Raw genomic sequence first — 20,628 nt, 5'->3', positions numbered from 1 at the left:
TCAACAATATTAAAATCTTGTATACTGTCACACTTCAAGTTTTAGTCAGCCTTGTTTGATGCACTGGCAACTTCCCTGTTGCACACTAAACATCACCCATCCTCTATATATGATTATATTGAATGCAGATCAAATGTTATCGAAGAATGTATTTAACTTTTGAGTTGAATATTTTCAATCTGACCATCAAATGCATCAATCAAACTTTTTACTACGGGCTCTTGTTGAAGCATTTCAGCTGCACGATCAAAAGCACGCACTTTACGTTCTTTTTGCATCATATACGGTGTAATCGACTCGACCTCACCATACTGAACTGTAAATATCGTTTGTGACCATTGTTGCTTTAAAGCTGCTTCTAGATCATGTTGCGCTTGATTCAGTAATTTTTCATATTTTGGTGAAGTTTGAAAAATAGACTGACCATTAATCATACCCATCATCAAACCATGTTGTGCCAGTTCTTGAACAGCAGGAGAAAGCGAGCTGTTTCTAAACCAATATTCCCATTTATCAACAGTCCAATCTCCTTCTAAATCTTGAGATTGTAACGTTAATATTTGTTGCGGTGTTTGCGCATTATCAGAGGAGCCTAATTGATTCTCAGACTTAACCACCTGAACTTGATTTTCACTTGGCTGCTGTTTTTGGATAGCTTCAGCATTTTCAATATTAAGCTGTTGATCTTGTGCTTCAGGAGCTAAAAAGAACACATCCTGATTTGCTGTTGATGCTAAAGAATTTTCATTTGTACTTTGTGAATGAAGCTCAGCACCGAAGAGCGTCAAATCTGGTGCACTAGTATCAATAGACATTTCATTTTGAACATTATGATTTGTCTGCTGATCAATGATTAGAGACGGTTCAGTAACCACAGTCTGTATTTGTGCTGTGTTTACTGTGCTATCAGTATCTTCAATGAATTGCTCATTAAAAGCATCGTCACTATTCGGCTCATGGTCTTCAATAATCTGCTGTGATAACTCATCCTCAACTGCATCAAAAGCAGGATCACTCACTACAGAGAGTGTTTGTGGCATTACAGCAAGATCAGATTTTAATGGCTCCAACTGTTGTTGGGATAGATCAGGCTCAATAGTCTCACTTTTTATATCAACTTCAGCATCTATCTTTGCCTCATCGTCTATCTTGGTATCAATCAGCGTCTGATCTTTTGCTTGTGCAAATGATTTTACAGTCTGATGAGGTTCAATATCCAAAGGTTTATCTTGAGTTTCAACTGAAAGTGCTTGCTTTTCAATATGCTGTTGTGGTTGAGAAATTACAACTTCATTGACTTGCATTGGTCTAAAAGCAAGTAAACGCAATACCGTCATTTCAAAACCTTGCTCTTGTGTCACAGCAAGTTGCAACTCAGCCCGCCCTTTACATGCAATTTGATAATAGAGCTGTAAATCTTGAGCAGAGACGATTTTCGATAACTGCATAATTTTTTGATTTATTTCAGCACTATATTTTAGGCTGAGATCTGGCAAATATTGCAACATTGCCAACTCATGTAATGTTGAAATAAATTGATCCAAAACCAATGAAACATCTAAAGCTTGCTGTCTAAATTGTAATAACAACTGACTGACACGTTCCCGCTGATTCTGATGTATTGCCAAAATCAAATCATAAATAATGGTTCGATCTATCAAGCCCAACATTTCTTTAACGTCTTGGTGATGAATTGCACCTTGACCATAAGCGATTGCTTGATCAGTTAAAGACAAGGCATCACGCAATGAACCTTGTGCAGATTCCGCAATTTGCCAAATCGCATCTTGCTCTGCTGAGATTTCTTCTTTATTTAAAATACTACTGAGGTGGTGGGTAATTTCATCCACAGCCAAAGGGCGTAATGTAAATTGCAAGCAACGGGAGATCACGGTAATAGGAAGTTTTTGCGGATCGGTTGTCGCAAATAAAAATTTTACATGCTCTGGTGGTTCTTCCAATGTTTTTAACAAGGCATTGAATGAGTGCGTAGAGAGCATATGCACTTCATCGATCAAATATACTTTAAAGCGACCTTGTGTAGGCGCATAAGGTACATTATCAAGCAGCTCACGGGTATCTTCAACCTTGGTTCGTGATGCTGCATCAATTTCGATGAGGTCAATAAAACGCCCTTCATTCACAGCTTTACATGTTGCACAAACTTCACAAGGTGTCGAAGTTACGCCAGTTTCACAGTTTAAACATTTTGCTAAAATTCGCGCAATTGTGGTTTTTCCAACTCCACGTGTTCCTGTAAATAAGTAAGCATGATGTAAACGTCCACGATCTAAAGCACTGGTCAGCGCACGAGAAACGTGGTTCTGTCCGACCAATTCATTGAAGTTGCGTGGGCGATATTTACGTGCAAGTACCTGATACATGGAAGCTCCTAGTTACAGGTCTAAGGATACTGTTTTTTTGACAATTAGTGAATGAAGAACTGTAGAGTTATTTTTTATTAGAGATAATTCGATCAATTTCTTCAAATTTGACGATTTTAATGACATTTCTTGAACTTTGTTGTAAGAGAATTAGCTTGTCTTGGCTTCCATCTAAAACATACCAATTTATAAGTTCTTTGTCATTTTTCAACTTCGCAACCGGCAATTTTTCAATATCATTTAATTTAATTTGTGCAGAGAAGCAAGTTGTTAATGCAAAAAAGACAATGAATACAAATAGTTTAAGCTCTTTATCTTTTTTTATTTCCTTATTTGTGAATATTCCTAAGGTCAATCCAATGAGAAAACTATTCCACAGCATTGAATTGAACTTAATCAAACCAAACAAGGTGAATAAAACAACAATAATGGTGTAAATGACAATGACAAATGTTGTTTGCCAAAATTGAAATGATTCATTTTGTTTAAAAATTTCTTTATATTTACAGTCAGTTAAAATATTTTGAGTGGATAATTTGAAACGTTTTTTCTGTCTAAACTTATATGATTTTTTAATCATCCATTTAAATATATCCATTAAAAAGCCAACAACAAGAATACTTCCTGCCATTAATACAAGAACTTTCAATATTTCAAAAATATAAAATGTAGGTGATAAAATCGACATGACCCAAATTGCATCTAAAGAATAATAAAAATATGCATTGGAAAATACAGATATGGTTAATGCAACAACAGACAAGACACCGAATAATTCTGTAATTGATAATTCTCTTTTTATCATTTAATTAAAATCGAAGTTAGTTTTGCACTTTTTAGCACAATGCTTTCACAGCGTAAAGTTTATGAATCCGACCAAAGTCATTTAAAAATTAAAATTAGCCAAAACTATTATCAACTTCAAATGATAAAATATTAGAGCTTAATCAAACACTGCTATTAAGCTCTAACTACAAGACTATAAATGCAACTAATTTACTATTTGTTTCTTATCGGGTAACGCACGCCAAACAAATACTGACAAAATTAAAAACATCACACCAGAAATACTTAATACCTTACTATGCGAATGGATAAATGCTTCTGAGGCGGCTTGTTTTACTTGTTGCATCAATGCAGGATCTGCATGCTGAATCACAGACAAAGCCTCACCTATGGATGAACTTACTCCAGCCACCAAGCTCTCTGGAAGTGTAGATGGTATAACAATGGATTGCGCATAGAATATAGATAACAACAAACCAAAAATAGCAATACCTAAACCAGCACCCAATTCATACGCCATTCCCTCAATCGCACCCGCAGCAGTCGCTTTTTCTGGAGACACAGCTGACATAATTGCAGCTGTAGATGACAATAAAGCAATTTCAACACTAATTCCCATAAACACCATCCATACCCATGCTTGAATATTTTGAGCATTAAAATCAGTCATTGCCAAACCAAAAAAGCAGACCGCGCACATCAACATTCCAATTGTTGCTACAGGTCTTAAACCATAGTGATTCATTAAGATACTGGTAAAAGGACCTCCGATACTGATTGCGATCATAAATGGTAAGATGAATAGTCCAGCCTCAAGTGGCGTATAACCATACACAAACTGTAATTCTTGAGAAAGCAATAATTCAAATCCAACCAATGCAATCATGGCAACCATTGCCATCACAATACTGGTTGAAATTACAGGATTCTTAAACAAAGTAAAATCAATCATCGGCTGGACAGTACGAAGTTGATGACGAACAAAACCCGTCAGTAAACCCAAGCCCACAACAAAAACCAATACTATAGACAGATTGAACGCATATATTGATGTCTTAATCGAATAGATCAACATCAATATGGCGCTAACCAAAATCAATGCTTGTAATAGGTTTAAAGGTTGCTTTGTTTGTACTGTTTGTTTAGGGACTAACCATAAGGTCAAAATTAGCACAAGAATAATAATCGGTACATTGATCAGGAAAACAGCGCCCCAACTAAAGTGCTCTAAAATAAAACCACCCAGTAGTGGACCAAAGGCTGCCCCGCCGCCGCCGACAGTTCCCCAAATACCCAATGCGTAATTTCGTTGCTTCTCATCCAAAAAAGTATTCCGAACACCTGCCAAAGTTGCAGGTAAAATCATGGCTGCACCGACACCTAAAAATGCTCTGGCTGCTATCAACATATAGGCTGAATTCGCAAAAGCAGCCATTAAGGAAGCCACACCAAAGATACTGGCACCAATCAACATCAGACGTTTAAAACCAATCCGATCACCCAATGCACCCATTGGTAAGATCAAACCTGCCATGATCAGGGAGTAAATATCAATCACCCATAACATTTCATTGGCGGATAATGATAATGCCGTGCTCAATGTTGGAATGGCAACATGGAGTACTGTAGCATCAATTGAAACAGGTAAATAAATGAGTACGATGATTGCGAGAATCACCCATTTGCGGTACATAACACACCTAATTAAAGTTGGACACTTGTTCAAGATAGTTCATTATACCCACACTTGAACAAGCGTCCAACTTTGTTTAATATCTGTTTTGTAAATTAAGTTGAAAGCCAAAGTATGAATTATTTAAATCGTGAGCAACGTCGAAACATGATTCTGGATGCAGCCAAACGTTTGGCGCTTCAGGATGGACTAAATGGTTTAACGGTACGTCGAATTGCGAGTGAAGCCCAAGTCTCTACAGGGCAGGTGCATCATCATTTTGAATCCAGCTCACACTTAAAAGCAGAGGTATTCATCGCTTTAATGGATCAGCTTGATGAAGTTGAAAATCTTATTACTACAGAGAGTAGTGTCGAACGTTTATGCTTATTACTCGGTATTGAAAATATTGAACAAACCCAACCTTATTTACGTTTATGGAACGAAGCAGAAGTTTTGATTGATCAGGATCAAGAAATTAAAAAAGCCTATAATATCGCGATGGAAAAATGGCATCTTGCTTTAGTGACGACGATTGAATATGGGAGAAGTCAACAAGAATTCAAGATATCCACTTCGAGTTCAAGTCAAGATATCGCATGGCGACTTATTGCATTTGTCTGTGGACTAGAAGGCATTTATGAATTGGGTTTAAAAGGATTGGATAATCATTCTTTTAAGCACCATGTTGAGTTGGTGCTTAAAATGGAATTATTTTAATAACAAGGAACCAATTAAAACCACCCTTTACTGCCTTTTAAAAGCTTATCCGCACAACGCAGCGTTTCCTGAGTCAATCCCCACAAACGATAGTCACCTGTGATTGAACCAATTGCAAAATTATGGGTATAAGCAAAACTGAGTTCGCGCTGCGGATCACACCAAGCTCCAGAACCATTATAACCAATATGACCAAAGCCTTGTTTTGCACGCTTCCCCATGCTAATGACACGATGATAGCCTAGACGCCATTTCATCGGAATTGGCATGACACGATCTCTCTTAATCGATTGAATTTGACTTAATTCAGCAAAAATTTCAGGGCGAATAAATACTTTTCCATCCCAAACACCTTTATTTGCCATCATGGCATAAACTTTTGCCAAACTATTTGCAGTAAATACACCATTGGCTGCTGGAATAATCGCTTGCAATCCTTGATCACTGAAAAAACTAAAATCGCGCATTCCTTTTGGCACCATCGCATCTAAAAAGTCTTGCGGATTCTGACCAGTTAATTCCACCAATTTATCTGAAAAAGATGGTTTACGTTGCTTGGCTTTATTTTTAGTTGATTTGCCTTCTGCTTTTTGTTCAGGTATTGCTTTCTGAATCAAACGCGCAACACGATTTAATTCAGTGTTAGGCACACCAAAATATACACCATCAAGTTGCAGTGGTTCCACTAGGTATTTTTGCATTAACACAGTAAGCGGCTGTTGAGTTGCTTTTTCCAATACACCCCCAACCAACCAACCAAAAGTGAGTGCCTGATAAGCAATATCAGTACCTATTGCAAAACGCGGAGTCGCCTTTTCAAGCACTTTAAGCATATGCTGCCAATCCGCCATTTCCACGGCGCTGTTGATAATATTTCGGATATCATACAAGCCGCTTTGATGGCTGAGAATATGACGTAAAGTCATATTTTGTTTACCATTTTCACCAAACTCAGACCAATAATTTACAATAGGCGTATCGTAATCTAAATAGCCTTCACTCACGAGAATATGCGCTAAGGTCGCAAGAATCCCCTTTCCTGTGGAATAACAAACAGATAATGTATGCTCATTCCATTGTTCTGTTAGAGATTTCTGCCCCGTATAAATATCTATAACTTTCTCTTGCTGGAAATATACAGTTAAAGCAGCTCCACCATTTTCACATCGACCATCCTGTAAACGGCTAAATTGAATTGCAAGATCTTCAAAACGCACATCTACATAACCTTGATAATTTTTAGTATTTGCAAAAATAATATCCGTCAAGCTACTCATTATCCTACCCTATTTTTATTCATGCCTTTTTATTAAAAAGCCTAAATCATCTCGACTTAGGCTTTGTATTTTATCTTATAAAGTTTTCACTACACCAGATACATGCGGTTTTTGTGACTTTTGATTACGAATCAGAAAATCAGTATCTTTGCCTGATGTTGCTGTCAAGAATTCAACCGTTGAAGGTAAATACATGGGTAATTTAAAGACAACATCTGCCTCATAAGCATCTGGTAAATTCAGACTCGCTAAAACTCTTGCTTTACTCCACATCCCATGAGCAATCGCTTGTTTAAAACCAAAGGCTTTTGCAGTCAACGCATGAATATGAATCAGATTAAAATCACCTGATGTGATTGCATAACGACGACCTGTATTTTCAGAAACTTCCCATACCGCAGCAACTTGGAAATTAGGCTCTTTGGACTCTTTGGCTTTTTCAGAAACCACACCTTGTGTTTTTTGACGTGCCAAATAAGTGGTTAAACCTTGCATAACGATCTCATTACCTACTTTTGCAGTAGTTACAAAATCAAATTGAACACCTTTATCATGCGGTTTTAATTCACCAAATTGACACGATAAAGTTAACTGTTCATTCACACCAATTTTACGTGTCTGTTTTACTTGGTTACGGATATGCACCAAACCCAAAATTGCAAAAGGAAATGCTTCTGAAGTCATCATATGCATTTGCAAACTTTGTGATAAAACAGCCAAATAAATTGCTGGAATATATCCATTGTTCTTAAAACCACATACTTCATTATAAGCTTTTAAATGGTTTGGATCGATTTTAAATGAGTCCACCACATATTCAACTTGCGGCAGTACCTTTTCACCTTTTGGCTTTTTAAAAACCAAACCCTGAATGACTTTTGGATAAGCTAAATATGGTTTTGGAAGTTGACTAAAATGGCGAGTATTCATACTAGACCTTTGCAAATTAATTCTTATTCAATATTAAAAAATCCAACACTAACGTTGGAAATCACGAATTATCAGTTAGAAAATGCAGTGTTTTCATACAGAATTTAATGAGAGGTTGATTCACATCAATGAACCACACCTCTCATTTCCTGCACATTAAAACAGGACATTGCTTTAGGGATTATGCACCCAATAAGCTTTGACCACAAACACGTACGATATTTCCGTTTAAACCAGTAGAAGCTGAAGAAGCAAATAGCGCAATAGTTTCAGCAACATCAACAGGTAAACCACCTTGACTCATTGAGTTCATACGGCGACCTGCTTCGCGGATTGCAAATGGAATGGCAGCTGTCATTTGAGTTTCAATAAAACCAGGAGCAACAGCATTAATGGTAATTCCATTTTTAAGTACAGGCGCTGTAAATTTAACTAAACCGATCACACCTGCTTTAGAAGCGGCATAGTTGGTTTGACCTAGGTTACCTGCAATACCAGAAATTGAAGATACACAGACGATACGACCATTGGCATTTAACCCATCATTAGACAGTAAATAATCGTTGATACGTTCAGCAGCAGAAAGATTGATGTTGATGACAAGGTCCCACATCTCTTGTTTCATATTTGCCAAAGTTTTATCTCGTGTAATACCGGCATTATGAACAATAATATCCAAACCACCGTGCTGTGCTGCAGCAGCTTTGATTTTTTCACCAGCATCTGCAGCTGTAATATCAATCGCTAAAGTTGAACCACCGATTTCACCAGCAACACGGTCTAAATCTGTTTGTTGTGGCGGTACATCTAAACAAATCACATGCGCACCATCACGCGCCAATACATGTGCAATTGCTTCACCGATACCACGACTTGCGCCAGTCACTAACGCGGTCTTACCTGCAAGTGGTTTCGCCCAATCCACATCAACAAGATCACCTTTAGAAACACGAATCACTTGTCCAGAAACATAAGCTGAACGTGGAGAAATAGCAAAACGTAACGCTGACTCCAGGTTTTGTGCAGCATCTGCATCAACTAGAATAAGATCAGCAGCGATACCCTTTTTAAATTCTTTCCCAACAGATTTAACAAAACCTTCTAATGCACGTTGCGCAATCGCCTGTTTAATCGTTGGTGCAGTTTCAGGTGTTAAACCAATGACGATAACACGACCAGAAGTCGCAATTTGACGTGCAATAGGATTGAAAAATTTGTGTAATTCTTGTAATTGTTCTGAATTTTGAATACCAGATGCATCAAATACAACAGCTTTAAACTTTGACTCTTTATCACCTTCGTTAAAAGCACCTACATTCAACCCTGATTTTGCAGCAGCTTGCTGTAGCTCCGCATTATTACCTGCATATGTATTCGCATGGATGTTACTTAAAACCTGAGCGATTTCACTGGTAAAATGTCCTTTTGGTGCTGCACCAAACAACACAGCACCCTTTACCACAGGCGTCGCAGATTCAAAGCGCTCTAATTGAATTGGTGAAGGTAAGCCTAGATTTTTAATGACAAATTTACCAATTGGAGATTTTGCAAATGCTTGGTATTGGTCAGACATGTTTGTTATCTCTCATCTCAAATTAATTTTATATAGATCATAAGTTATCTTTAAACTTCAGTGTAATATCTATGATCCATAAGTTTCTGTTAAATCATACTTGAGTTGCCAAAATGATGACTTGACCTGAAAGAATATGCAAATGTCATTTTAGTCAATTCGAGCAACCCTTGAATATGTTAATGTAAGCCCTAAGAATATTGCGAACATGCTTGGAAAAGCCTTATGAGCAAAACAACTCAAGACAATTCAAATGTTGAAAATTCTGCAACAGAATCTGTGTCAAATACATCAAAAGCTCGTACTCGTACGACCAAGACTGCAAACACAACTTCTGTAGCAGCAACTGCAGCAAGCACGACAAAAAAACCGGCTCGTGCTACAACTACAGCTTCACGTAGTAAAAGTGCTGCATCAACCACAAAAAAAGCAACCCCATCATCTACTAAAACTCAAACTTCTGGTCAACAGGACAAAACTATGAGTCAAAACACTGTACGTCGTGTCGCAATTATCGGTGGTAACCGTATTCCTTTTGCGCGTTCAAATGGTCCATATTTCCGTGCTTCAAACATGGATATGCTAACAGCCGCTTTAAACGGCTTGGTTGAACGTTTCAACTTACAGGGTCAACGCTTGGGTGAAGTTGTCGCAGGTGCTGTTTTAAAACATAGCCGTGATTTTAACATGACACGCGAATGTGTTCTCAATACACAGCTTGCTCCTGAAACACCAGCTTACGACATTCAACAAGCGTGTGGTACTGGCTTACAAGCTGCTTTTTTGGTTGCCAATAAGATTGCATTAGGTCAAATTGAAGTCGGCGTTGCTGGTGGTGTTGATACAACATCTGACGCTCCAATCGCATTTGGTGATGGTCTGCGTAAAGCATTGCTTGAACTCAACATTGCAAAAACAGGTAAAGATCGTCTTAAAGCATTGGCAAAAATCAATGTTAAAGATTTGATGGACGCGCCAAAAAATGGTGAACCTCGTACAGGTCTATCTATGGGTGACCACCAAGCAATTACTGCTTTAGAGTGGGGTATTCCTCGTGAAGCTCAGGATGAACTCGCAGCAGCATCACATCAAAAAATGGCGAAAGCCTATGAAGAAGGTTTCTTTGATGATCTAATTACACCATTCATGGGATTAGACAAAGACAACAACTTACGCCCAGACTCTTCAGTGGAAAAATTAGCTAAACTCAAACCTGTATTTGGTAAAGGTGACACTGCAACAATGACTGCAGGTAACTCTACCCCACTAACAGATGGTGCTTCTGTAGTACTTTTAGCTTCTGAAGAATGGGCAAAAGCCAATGGTCATGAAGTTCTTGCATATTTAACCTTCAGCGAAACTGCTGCCGTTGATTTTGTTGGTAAAAAAGAAGGTTTATTGATGGCACCTGCTTATGCCGTTCCACGTATGTTGGATCGCGCTGGCATTAAACTTCAAGACTTCGATTACTATGAAATTCATGAAGCTTTTGCATCTCAAGTACTTTCAACATTAAAAGCATGGGAAGATCCAAAATTCTGTAAAGAACGTTTAGGTTTAGATGCACCATTGGGTTCAATCGACCGTAGCAAACTTAATGTTAAAGGCTCTTCTTTAGCTGCTGGGCATCCATTTGCAGCAACAGGCGGTCGTATTCTAGCAACTGCTGCAAAACTGATTAATCAAAAAGGCTCAGGTCGTGTATTGATTTCAATCTGTGCTGCAGGTGGTCAAGGCGTAACAGCTATTGTAGAAAAATAAATTCTATTCATCTTAAAACATAATCAAATCTGAAAAAAGCATCCGGAATGGGTGCTTTTTTATGTTCATTTTTATAAGTTATAAAAAATGGTTAGCCGAAGCCAACCATTTAAAACCATCACTATTCTTAGGGAAAATAGTGTTGATTTTAAAAACGATACCCTATCCCTAAATAAGTGATTAACGGGTCAATATCTACTTTGGTTTTTGAATGAATTAGACGATTGCCAGTATTGGCATCAATCACATCTATTTTGGCTTGATTATTTAATTTAGCATATGACACAGAAGCGATCCCAAACCAATTACTGTCAATGTCATAGGTCGCACCCAAACTCACGATCGGAGCAATTGCATCAGTTGTTTTGACCCGAACATAAGGATTGGCGCTGGACGGTTTCCCATCTAAAGCAGCCCCTGCCTTTCCATCCATAACATTCTGAATCATATGCCCAGCTGCAATCAAATCATTGTTAATCTGATGATTTAATTTAATATCTGTAAAACGTGAATACATCAATCCCACACCAATATATGGACGAAGTTTGTTTACCCCTGTTTGTCCAAATTGATATTGTGCTTCAACTGCTGGTGTCCAAGCACGAACTGACGCAGCTTTAGATTTATTGCCTAAATTGGTTATTGGTATTGCCTGATTTAAATCAATACCATCTGGGAATAAGATGCCAACCAGCTCACTGGGTGAAGTTGCTAAACCCGTCATTGGTGCAAAGATTTCCCCTTTTCCTTTGATATCAACTTTTGGCGGAATCCCTCCAATCAATTGTAATGAAACATTATCATTAATATAATAATTCAATGTTAACCCCAAGGTATCGACATCATCAGCCTCCAATCCTGTACCTGCTGACTGCCAATGCTCTAGACCATGAATATTTGCACTTCCAGCAACCTCTGGCAAAATATTTCCCTTACCATCGGTTAACAACGTCTTCATAAAGTCATCATTAAGAAACTCAGTTAAAACCTCTTTCTGATTGAATGGAACTCCGCCTAAGTCTTTTCCCATCGCATTCGGATCAACTGAGTTTAAAAAACTGGTTGTTGAAATACTGCCGACCGTTGCATTAGTACCATTTTTGACACGGGTATCAATATTAAATGGATTGGCTTTGCCTTGAGGCATGACATGTAACCAACCTGCTGATACTGAAAAACGTTTGTATTCCTGTGCAGAGCTCAAACTGGCAATAGCGAATAATGAACTTGCAATAACTATTCTTTTTAAAGCAGATGTTTTTTTCATTTTTTATCCTTAAATTTGAGATTACCCAACCTTGGTAGTCCGCCTAAAAAACATACATAAAAAACAATATTTATGGTTTAAATTCTGATCAACAACATTCACAATAATTGATAAAAGATATTTTTATATTGTTTATTTTTTAATAATAAATTTTAATATTACTTCTACAACAACATATTAATTTTACCATTTAGCATAAATTAACAATTATATGATATTTATAAAGTCTATTTTCCATAAAAAAGATTAAAATAAAAATATTAAATATCTCACATAAAATTTCACTTTATATTAATTCAACACATTATCAAAAAGTGAGAATTTAATGATTTTTTATAGATTCCTTTCTATCTTGTAAAAATATAAGATAAATATTCATTTATTTGACATTTCACCCTCTGTCAAAACAAAAAATGCCAAATAAAATTGTTTTTTGATCATTTTGACTTGTTTTAATTCAAACTCGCTAATTTTGGTCTGTAAGATTATAAAGAAAAACTTTATATCTTTTTTTAAACCATATAAATCATCATTTTATTTAGAAAAAAGATAGTTGGGTGTTTGGTAGGTTTTTAGTAGGTATGCAATCTGGTCTGCAATATTGATACTCAATCTCAAGGTGAACAACACCTATTGGAAACATGAAATAACAATGGTAGAAGGAATCGCACCATGGCTTTTAAAAATATTGCAGATCAAACAAACGGTTTTTATATCCCTTGTGTATCACTTTTTGGACCTGGCTGTGCCAAAGAAGTCGGTACAAAAGCTCAAAATTTAGGGGCGAAGAAAGCGCTCATCGTTACTGATGCAGGTTTATTCAAATTTGGCGTTGCTGACATTATTGTTGGATACCTCAAGGAAGCAGGTGTAGAAAGTCACGTATTCCCAGGCGCAGAACCAAATCCTACAGATATTAACGTTCACAATGGTGTGAATGAGTATAATGAAAACGGTTGTGACTTTATCGTTTCACTGGGTGGTGGTTCATCTCATGATTGTGCAAAAGGGATTGGTCTAGTTACAGCTGGTGGTGGTCATATCCGTGATTATGAAGGGATTGATCAAAGTAAAGTACCGATGACTCCGCTTGTTGCAATTAATACAACAGCAGGGACAGCTTCTGAAATGACTCGTTTCTGTATTATTACCAACACAGATACCCATGTTAAAATGGCAATTGTCGACTGGCGTTGTACCCCACTTGTTGCAATTGATGACCCTAAACTGATGATTGCAAAACCTGCCGCTTTAACAGCTGCAACTGGTATGGATGCACTGACCCACGCTGTAGAGGCTTATGTATCTACTGCTGCAAACCCAATTACAGATGCCTGTGCAGAAAAAGCAATTTCAATGATCAGTGAATGGTTGCGTCCAGCGGTGGCGAATGGTGAAAATATCGAAGCACGTGATGCAATGGCATATGCACAATATTTAGCGGGTATGGCTTTCAACAATGCCTCACTCGGTTATGTACATGCAATGGCGCATCAACTTGGCGGTTTTTATAATCTCCCGCACGGCGTATGTAATGCGATTTTATTGCCACACGTATGTGAATTTAACTTAATCGCCTGCCCTGATCGTTATGCAAAAATTGCACAGTTAATGGGTGTGAATACAGACGGATTAACCACCACTGAAGCAGCTTTTGCTGCAATTGATGCAATCCGTGAATTATCAGCATCCATTGGTATTCCATCTGGTTTAGCAGAACTGGGGGTTAAAGCTGAAGATCATGCTGTGATGACATCAAATGCTCAAAAAGATGCCTGTATGTTAACAAATCCACGTAAAGCAACTGATGCGCAAGTGATTGCGATCTTCAAATCTGCAATGTAATTCATTTGTATTTCACTTTACTACTTTAGCTAACAGCTTTTTTTTGTTAGCCCATGTTGTGTTCTGGAATATTGTTTCGACAATATTCCTTTTTTATGTCATTTTTTAATTTTAACCTAAATGTGACAATACTGATTGTCATAAACATTGAAAAGATCAACAACCCTGTCTATGATGCTTAAAACATAAGCGGATTATTTCAGCAATGACAACAACAATCAAAACCATCATCATCACTGGTGCAAATACAGGGATTGGGCTCGCAACTGCAGAAACATTTGTCAAAGAAGGTCATCACGTTATTCTTGCCTGCCGTAATCCTGAAAAAGCTCAAGCAGCTCAACAATACTTACAATCTTTTGGCACAGGTCAAGTCGATCATATTACCCTTGATCTGAATAGTCTGGAGCAAATCAATGCGACAGCAAATGAAATTATTTCTAAATATCCTAAAATAGATGTATTGGTGAATAATGCAGGTATGATGACACCGAAACTCGAAGCAACAGAAGATGGTTTTGAAAAGCAGATTGGTGTGAATTTTCTCGGTCCATTCTTATGGACACTTAAACTGCTTCCGCTTGTTCAAAAGTCAGAACAAGGGCGCATTATCAATTTAGCATCTATGATGCACGTATTAGGCAATATCAAACCAGAAATTTTTAAAGCGGATCAAATTAAAAAATATAATGGTGTATTGAGTTATGCAAACAGTAAACTTGCTAATTTATTATTCAGCAATATTCTTGCCCAACAACTACAAGGAACCAATGTCACCAGCAATGCACTACATCCAGGTGGAGTTGATTCAGAAATTTATCGCGAACTGCCAAAATGGCAATATGCCATCATCAAGCTTGGACTCATTCCACCCTCAAAGCCTGCTGAATTAATCAAAAAAATTGCATTTGATCCATCATGGTCAAAACGTAATGGTGAATATGCGAGTTTGCAAACGCCTGCTTTTCGTTCAGCAAAAGCGAAAAATATGCAACTTGCTCAAAAACTATATGATGTATCTTATCATCTTGTAAAAGACTATTTGTAATTTTGGGATTTTATAAAAGTCTGTTGACATTTCATCTAAGCATCTATGAAGTGTTAACAGGCTCTAATTAAATAAATATACAGGAATTCACCATGACCACTCAAATTCCACAATACCAAGCAGATATTCTTGGTGCAGGTTATGAACAACTGACTTTAAATTTTCCTGATGATTATGATGGTAAAGTCACCGCAACTCTAGTTCGCAAGCAAGCAGCTCAATCTACACAGAAAGCCGTACTGTATATTCATGGGTTTATTGACTATTTCTTTCAAACTGAGATGGCAGAGCAATTCAACCAGCATGGTTATGACTTTTATGCGCTTGATTTAAGAAAATATGGACGTTCTCATCTCCCTCATCAAAAATATTACTATGTGTTAAATCTGAGCGAATATGATGCAGAAATAGCTCAAGCATTAGAAATAATTGGGCAAGAAGGTCATACAGAGATTGTTTTGGCAGGACATTCGACAGGTGGCTTGATTGCAACCTTATATGCTGCCCACAACCCACAACACCCACTCCTTCATGCTTTATGGTGTAACAGCCCATTTTATGACTTCAATATGCCCTCTTGGAAAAAGAAACTGGCACTTCCAAGACTCAGTGCATTGGGTAAACGTTTACCCAATTTAAAATTCCCAAGTGAATTAAATAAATGGTATGTCACCAGTTTGCATCAAGATTTGCAAGGCGAATGGAACTTTAGTTTAGAGTGGAAAAAGAAAACTTATCCGAAAGTGTATTTAAGCTTTGTCCATGCAATTTTTGAAGCGCAAAAAGAAATTCATCATGGTGTGCGCCTCAATATACCGAGTTTAATTATGCATTCACATAAAACCACGTATCCTAAAAAATTTAATCAGGATGCACAGTCTACAGATGTCATTTTAGAAGTGAAAGACATCATCAAATATGCCAACAAAATCCAAGGTGATGTTAATGTGATGACCATACAGAATGGTTTACATGATTTAGTTTTATCTGCACCGCCAGTCAGAGCTGAAGTCTACCAGCAACTGTTTGCATGGCTTACGCAAAAACAGAGTTAAGCTGAATGAGTTCATCACCTTTTTGTTTGATGATGCACTCAGAACTTGCCAATCAATGCTCATCTTTATATTTCATGAGCATCTGATGGGCTGGATGCCCGACTGGTGTTAACTCAATCAAGCGCTCCACTGCATCTATTGCCTCGGGGAAGTGCGCCAAATGTTTCAGTAATACATCTGTTTCATTGGCTTTAAAAATTGCTTCACTTAATCGTGATTCCAAACAATCTCGCCAAGCAGATAAAAACGGACTTTCTGTTTTAGCTAAAAAAACGCCTTTGCATAATTTTAATGCAGATTCGATATATCCTGCATCCAATGCATTTTCAGCTTGTAAAAAGTCAGCTTCAACATGAGCCAACAAACGATAAGGTCGTGATCCTAACATGCCCCCTAAAATATCTCTCAATTGAGACATTTCTGCTTTTAATGTACCCACACTGACTTTACGCTCGCCATACAAAGCTTGATGTAAATTTTCCAAATTCATACCTTGAGGGCATAGCGCAAGTATAGTCAAAATCTCGATTTGACGCGGCGTCAAGACCACAATTTTACCATTGAATAAAACTTGCGGAACAGCGAAGGCACGAATGAATAAATGTTGTTGTTGAAATTCAAGTAATGCAGATTGAATAATTGAAGCACAACGTTCAGCAGCCAATAAACCCAAACTGTTGTGATAGTTCCATGTAGTCGAAAGGTCGATGACACCCAAAACTTGTTTGGAGTATGGATCTATAATCGGTGATGCATAACATACCCAATCATGTACAGAAGACATAAAGTGTTCGTTAGAAAATACACAACTCGATTGCTGGGTTTTCAATGAAAGTGCCAAGGCATTGGTTCCAACCAAATCCTCTCGCCATTGTCCCCCCGCAATAAAATGCACGCGTTCTGCTGCATTACGCATTTGACCACTAGCAGCCGACCAAATGATGGTACTACCAATATCACCCACAGCAGCGACCATTGCAGATTGTTCCGCAATATGCGTCAACTCATCACTGCAATGTTCAATCGCTCTTTCTAATACAGTTTTACGTTCTTGCTTGACACTCATTAAAGGTGCAGCTTCACGATCTTTAGGAATTGCAGCTGAATTAGAGCGCTGCCATGAACTTAAAATACTCTGTCCGAGTTGATCAGCGTGTTTTAAAGACAAACTACTGCTTTGACGTAACTGTTCGATTAAACTTCGTTTATGTGCTAACTCTTGTTGGCTTAACATACGCTACATTCCTCTGTAATTTGTCCAAAAATATCCGATTCCCTTCTGTTATTTTTATCCAACGGAACTGCTTATAAATCACTCTAGCACACTATCATCTTTACATTCACCTTGGTCAACACAACTAATACCAAAGCGTTAGAATAAAATCTTTTTTATCAATATTTAGCTGCTTTTCAACAAACAAGAAAACACTTTCAAAAATTAAATCATAGCGCAAATTTCTTTAGATTTTCATCCAACCTTTCTCCTACCTTTGACTCTCTATGCTCAAGCTATCATGTAAACAATCACTGTTCATACATGCAATATCCAGCAAATCATGAATGATCATGAAAATAAGTAAAGGGATACTCTTATGCGTTATGTCGATCCAAACCAACCTGGTTCAAAGGTTCAGTTTAAAGCTCAATATGAAAACTTCATTGATGGCAAATGGGTAGCACCCGTCAAAGGTCAATACTTTGACAATATCTCACCCGTAGATGGTAAAGCTTTTACTAAAATTCCACGCTCTTCCGCTGAGGACATCGAACTTGCCTTAGATGCAGCACATAAAGCGAAAGCCTCTTGGAACAAAGCATCTCCAACAACACGTTCTAATTTACTGTTAAAAATCGCAGATCGTTTAGAAGAAAGTTTAGAGTTATTGGCAGTTGCTGAAACATGGGAAAACGGTAAACCAATTCGTGAAACACTTGCCGCGGATATTCCTTTGGCGATTGACCACTTCCGTTATTTTGCAGGTTGTTTACGTGCTCAAGAAGGTGGCATATCCGAGATTGATGAAGATACGATTGCCTATCATTTCCACGAGCCTTTGGGTGTAGTGGGTCAGATTATCCCATGGAATTTCCCAATTCTCATGGCTGCATGGAAGCTTGCACCTGCACTTGCAGCAGGTAACTGTATTGTTTTAAAACCTGCTGAACAAACACCATCGAGTATTTTGGTGCTTGCTGAACTGATTCAAGATATTTTACCGCCAGGTGTACTCAATATTGTCAACGGTTACGGTGTTGAAGTAGGTCGTCCACTGGCTACCAATCCACGCATTGCTAAAATTGCATTTACAGGTTCAACTGCTGTTGGACAAATGATTATGCAATATGCAACCGAAAATATTATTCCTGTTACGCTTGAACTCGGCGGTAAGTCTCCAAACATCTTCTTTGAAGATGTGATGGATAAAGATGATGACTATTTAGACAAGGCACTTGAAGGTTTTGCAATGTTTGCATTGAACCAAGGTGAAGTGTGTACTTGTCCATCTCGCGCATTGGTTCAAGAAAGTATCGCTGATAAATTCTTGGAATTGGCAGTCGAACGTGTAAAACGTATCAAGACAGGTCATCCTTTAGATACAGACACCATGATTGGTGCACAAGCTTCTGAAGAACAACAAAATAAAATTCTGGGTTGTATTGCAACAGGTCGTGCTGAAGGTGCACAACTGCTTACAGGTGGTGGAGATCGCCAAGAAGTTGGACAAGGTTTCTATATTGAGCCAACGATTTTTAAAGGCGACAACAGCATGAAAATTTTCCAAGAAGAAATTTTTGGACCTGTATTGTCGGTTACAACCTTTAAAGATTATGATGATGCAATCAAAATTGCCAACGATACCATGTATGGCTTAGGTGCAGGTGTATGGTCACGTTCAGCGCATACATCTTACCGTGCTGGTCGTGCAATTGAAGCGGGTCGTGTATGGACCAATTGCTACCATATCTACCCTGCACATGCTGCATTTGGTGGTTATAAAAAATCAGGTATTGGTCGTGAAAATCACAAAATGATGTTAGATCATTATCAACAAACCAAAAATTTATTGGTGAGCTACTCAACCAAAGCAATGGGGTTCTTTTAAGTTCTTAGCTTGATTTTGATTCACAGAAAAGCGAACTACGGTTCGCTTTTCTAATTTGCATGATTTAAATCTCTATACAGGTTTAATCATCATTTTAGCTTAAACAGTTATTATTTTATTCAGCTATAGGATTTAACCAAACATCTTCATAACCCTGTTTATCAATAATCACCTGAAAACCTGGTTCAAGCGCCAAATAAGGTAAAATTTCAGGTAAGTATTGATGTAAATGAGAGACATGCATCGCTTGATAAAAATCAGATGCTGAAGAATATTCACCACAATGAATAAACCAAGATACATTTTCCTCTTTTTCAAGAACCATACGTACCGCATAAATTGGTTGTTGGCCTAAACTTTGCATTGCAAAAGCTACCATCTCCATATCATCAAGCTGGATATATTCTGAATTATATTTCTCACAAATTTTTTTTTGTAAATCTTCTAAACACATAGATCAAAATCCTTAAACCCTTATTGGCACCCACTTTTTTGCTTATAAAACAGTAACGCTACGATAATGCTATTCATTGCTTTATCTATATTTACGCCACAATAATTTATGCTTTCAAAGCTATAGCCTAACGTTGCTCTTAAATTCAACATCAATAACATGGTTAAAAATACAACCAGAAACATGACTATACGTTGCGTATAGAAATTCTGTTCACCAAGTGTTTTATATTTATTCAATGCCAAATATAAAATAAAAAATAATCCATAAAAAAATAGGGTGTGTTGACACTTTTAGATTAAAAAATAGCGAAGTAGTAAAATTAAATCGCCAAACCCAATTCTACTATTCGCTATGCCTCGTACCATGTTAACAGATCAACACTGGCAAAAGTTGAAAGCTATTTTGCGTAATTTATCCATTCATCTCAACTCAAATTTAAGAAATTTTATTGAAGCGATTCTTTATAGGATTAGAACTGGGTGCCCTTGGCGTGATATCCCAACTTGCTTTGGACAACCCAACTCTATTTTTAAACGTTTTAATCGCTGGTCAAGTAATGGTAAGTTACTCACTATATTTAAATTATTATCGCTGAATACAGATATGGAATGGCTGTTCATCGATGGTTCTCATATTCGCGCTCATCAACATTCAGCGGGTATAGCTGATCAGGCAATCTCTAAAAGTGCTGGAGGAAACTCCTCCAAAATACATTTAGTAGTAGATTCAAATGGGAATCCTATAGATTT

At 37.5% G+C, this 20,628-nt stretch carries 15 protein-coding genes and 1 pseudogene; 7 read left to right on the top strand and 9 right to left on the bottom strand.

Annotated elements, in window-relative coordinates:
• Positions 1-152: 152 nt before the first annotated feature.
• The 3 genes from dnaX to ACINWC743_RS10720 all read right to left on the bottom strand — a co-directional run bounded on the left by dnaX (position 153) and on the right by ACINWC743_RS10720 (position 4,863).
• Positions 153-2,384, bottom strand: coding sequence for a DNA polymerase III subunit gamma/tau (dnaX, locus tag ACINWC743_RS10730; protein ID WP_009585459.1), 2,232 nt, complete (start codon positions 2,382-2,384; stop codon positions 153-155).
• 67 nt (positions 2,385-2,451) lie between these two features.
• Positions 2,452-3,189, bottom strand: a complete 738-nt coding sequence (locus ACINWC743_RS10725) for a hypothetical protein (RefSeq protein ID WP_009585445.1) — start codon at positions 3,187-3,189, stop codon at positions 2,452-2,454.
• A gap of 186 nt (positions 3,190-3,375) precedes the next feature.
• Positions 3,376-4,863 carry a SmvA family efflux MFS transporter gene (locus ACINWC743_RS10720; RefSeq protein ID WP_009585451.1) on the bottom strand — a complete coding sequence of 496 codons (1,488 nt, stop codon included), beginning with the start codon at positions 4,861-4,863 and terminating at the stop codon, positions 3,376-3,378.
• A 114-nt stretch (positions 4,864-4,977) separates the two neighbouring features.
• Between ACINWC743_RS10720 and ACINWC743_RS10715 the strand changes: the two genes are divergently transcribed.
• On the top strand, positions 4,978-5,562 hold the full coding sequence (locus tag ACINWC743_RS10715) for a TetR family transcriptional regulator (RefSeq protein WP_009585448.1): 585 nt from the start codon (positions 4,978-4,980) through the stop codon (positions 5,560-5,562).
• 14 nt (positions 5,563-5,576) lie between these two features.
• On the opposite strand, the gene ACINWC743_RS10710 is transcribed toward ACINWC743_RS10715, so the two are convergent.
• From ACINWC743_RS10710 to ACINWC743_RS10700, 3 genes are all read right to left on the bottom strand, one after another.
• Positions 5,577-6,839: a serine hydrolase domain-containing protein gene (locus ACINWC743_RS10710; RefSeq protein ID WP_035300980.1), complete on the bottom strand. Its 1,263-nt coding sequence runs from the start codon at positions 6,837-6,839 to the stop codon at positions 5,577-5,579.
• A 75-nt stretch (positions 6,840-6,914) separates the two neighbouring features.
• A complete protein-coding gene (locus ACINWC743_RS10705) occupies positions 6,915-7,769 on the bottom strand; it encodes a MaoC family dehydratase (protein WP_005032086.1) in 855 nt (284 codons plus the stop codon).
• Positions 7,770-7,950: 181 nt separating this feature from the next.
• The gene (locus ACINWC743_RS10700; RefSeq protein ID WP_005032088.1) at positions 7,951-9,342 is read right to left on the bottom strand and encodes a 3-oxoacyl-ACP reductase; all 1,392 of its coding nucleotides are present in this window, start codon (positions 9,340-9,342) and stop codon (positions 7,951-7,953) included.
• Positions 9,343-9,567: 225 nt separating this feature from the next.
• Between ACINWC743_RS10700 and ACINWC743_RS10695 the strand changes: the two genes are divergently transcribed.
• Complete coding sequence (locus tag ACINWC743_RS10695; RefSeq protein WP_009585442.1) at positions 9,568-11,103, top strand: acetyl-CoA C-acetyltransferase; 1,536 nt, start codon at positions 9,568-9,570, stop codon at positions 11,101-11,103.
• A gap of 148 nt (positions 11,104-11,251) precedes the next feature.
• Here the strand turns inward: ACINWC743_RS10695 and ACINWC743_RS10690 are convergent, their stop codons facing one another.
• Positions 11,252-12,370 (bottom strand): OmpW/AlkL family protein, encoded by a 1,119-nt coding sequence (locus ACINWC743_RS10690; RefSeq protein WP_009585449.1) that lies wholly within the window; start codon positions 12,368-12,370, stop codon positions 11,252-11,254.
• A gap of 672 nt (positions 12,371-13,042) precedes the next feature.
• Here ACINWC743_RS10690 and mdh point away from each other — a divergent pair.
• From mdh to ACINWC743_RS10675, 3 genes are all read left to right on the top strand, one after another.
• Positions 13,043-14,215 carry an iron-dependent methanol dehydrogenase gene (gene mdh, locus ACINWC743_RS10685; RefSeq protein WP_009585456.1) on the top strand — a complete coding sequence of 391 codons (1,173 nt, stop codon included), beginning with the start codon at positions 13,043-13,045 and terminating at the stop codon, positions 14,213-14,215.
• A 205-nt stretch (positions 14,216-14,420) separates the two neighbouring features.
• Positions 14,421-15,263, top strand: coding sequence for an SDR family NAD(P)-dependent oxidoreductase (locus tag ACINWC743_RS10680; RefSeq protein ID WP_004824278.1), 843 nt, complete (start codon positions 14,421-14,423; stop codon positions 15,261-15,263).
• A gap of 92 nt (positions 15,264-15,355) precedes the next feature.
• Entirely contained in the window at positions 15,356-16,318 is a 963-nt protein-coding gene (locus ACINWC743_RS10675; protein ID WP_009585453.1) for an alpha/beta hydrolase, read from the top strand.
• Positions 16,319-16,370: 52 nt separating this feature from the next.
• On the opposite strand, the gene ACINWC743_RS10670 is transcribed toward ACINWC743_RS10675, so the two are convergent.
• On the bottom strand, positions 16,371-17,552 hold the full coding sequence (locus tag ACINWC743_RS10670; protein ID WP_005032098.1) for a transcriptional regulator: 1,182 nt from the start codon (positions 17,550-17,552) through the stop codon (positions 16,371-16,373).
• Positions 17,553-17,910: 358 nt separating this feature from the next.
• On the opposite strand from ACINWC743_RS10670, the gene ACINWC743_RS10665 reads away from it, so the two are divergent.
• The gene (locus ACINWC743_RS10665) at positions 17,911-19,422 is read left to right on the top strand and encodes an aldehyde dehydrogenase family protein (protein WP_009585450.1); all 1,512 of its coding nucleotides are present in this window, start codon (positions 17,911-17,913) and stop codon (positions 19,420-19,422) included.
• A 115-nt stretch (positions 19,423-19,537) separates the two neighbouring features.
• Here the strand turns inward: ACINWC743_RS10665 and ACINWC743_RS10660 are convergent, their stop codons facing one another.
• Positions 19,538-19,876, bottom strand: coding sequence for a hypothetical protein (locus ACINWC743_RS10660; RefSeq protein WP_009585457.1), 339 nt, complete (start codon positions 19,874-19,876; stop codon positions 19,538-19,540).
• A 354-nt stretch (positions 19,877-20,230) separates the two neighbouring features.
• On the opposite strand from ACINWC743_RS10660, the pseudogene ACINWC743_RS10655 reads away from it, so the two are divergent.
• Positions 20,231-20,628 (top strand): annotated as a pseudogene (locus ACINWC743_RS10655) (IS5-like element ISAbe13 family transposase); the annotation flags it as partial.

The organism is Acinetobacter sp. WC-743, from assembly GCF_000335555.1.
Classification (GTDB): Bacteria; Pseudomonadota; Gammaproteobacteria; order Pseudomonadales; family Moraxellaceae; genus Acinetobacter; species Acinetobacter bereziniae.
This window is presented reverse-complemented; position numbering and strand designations above follow the sequence as displayed.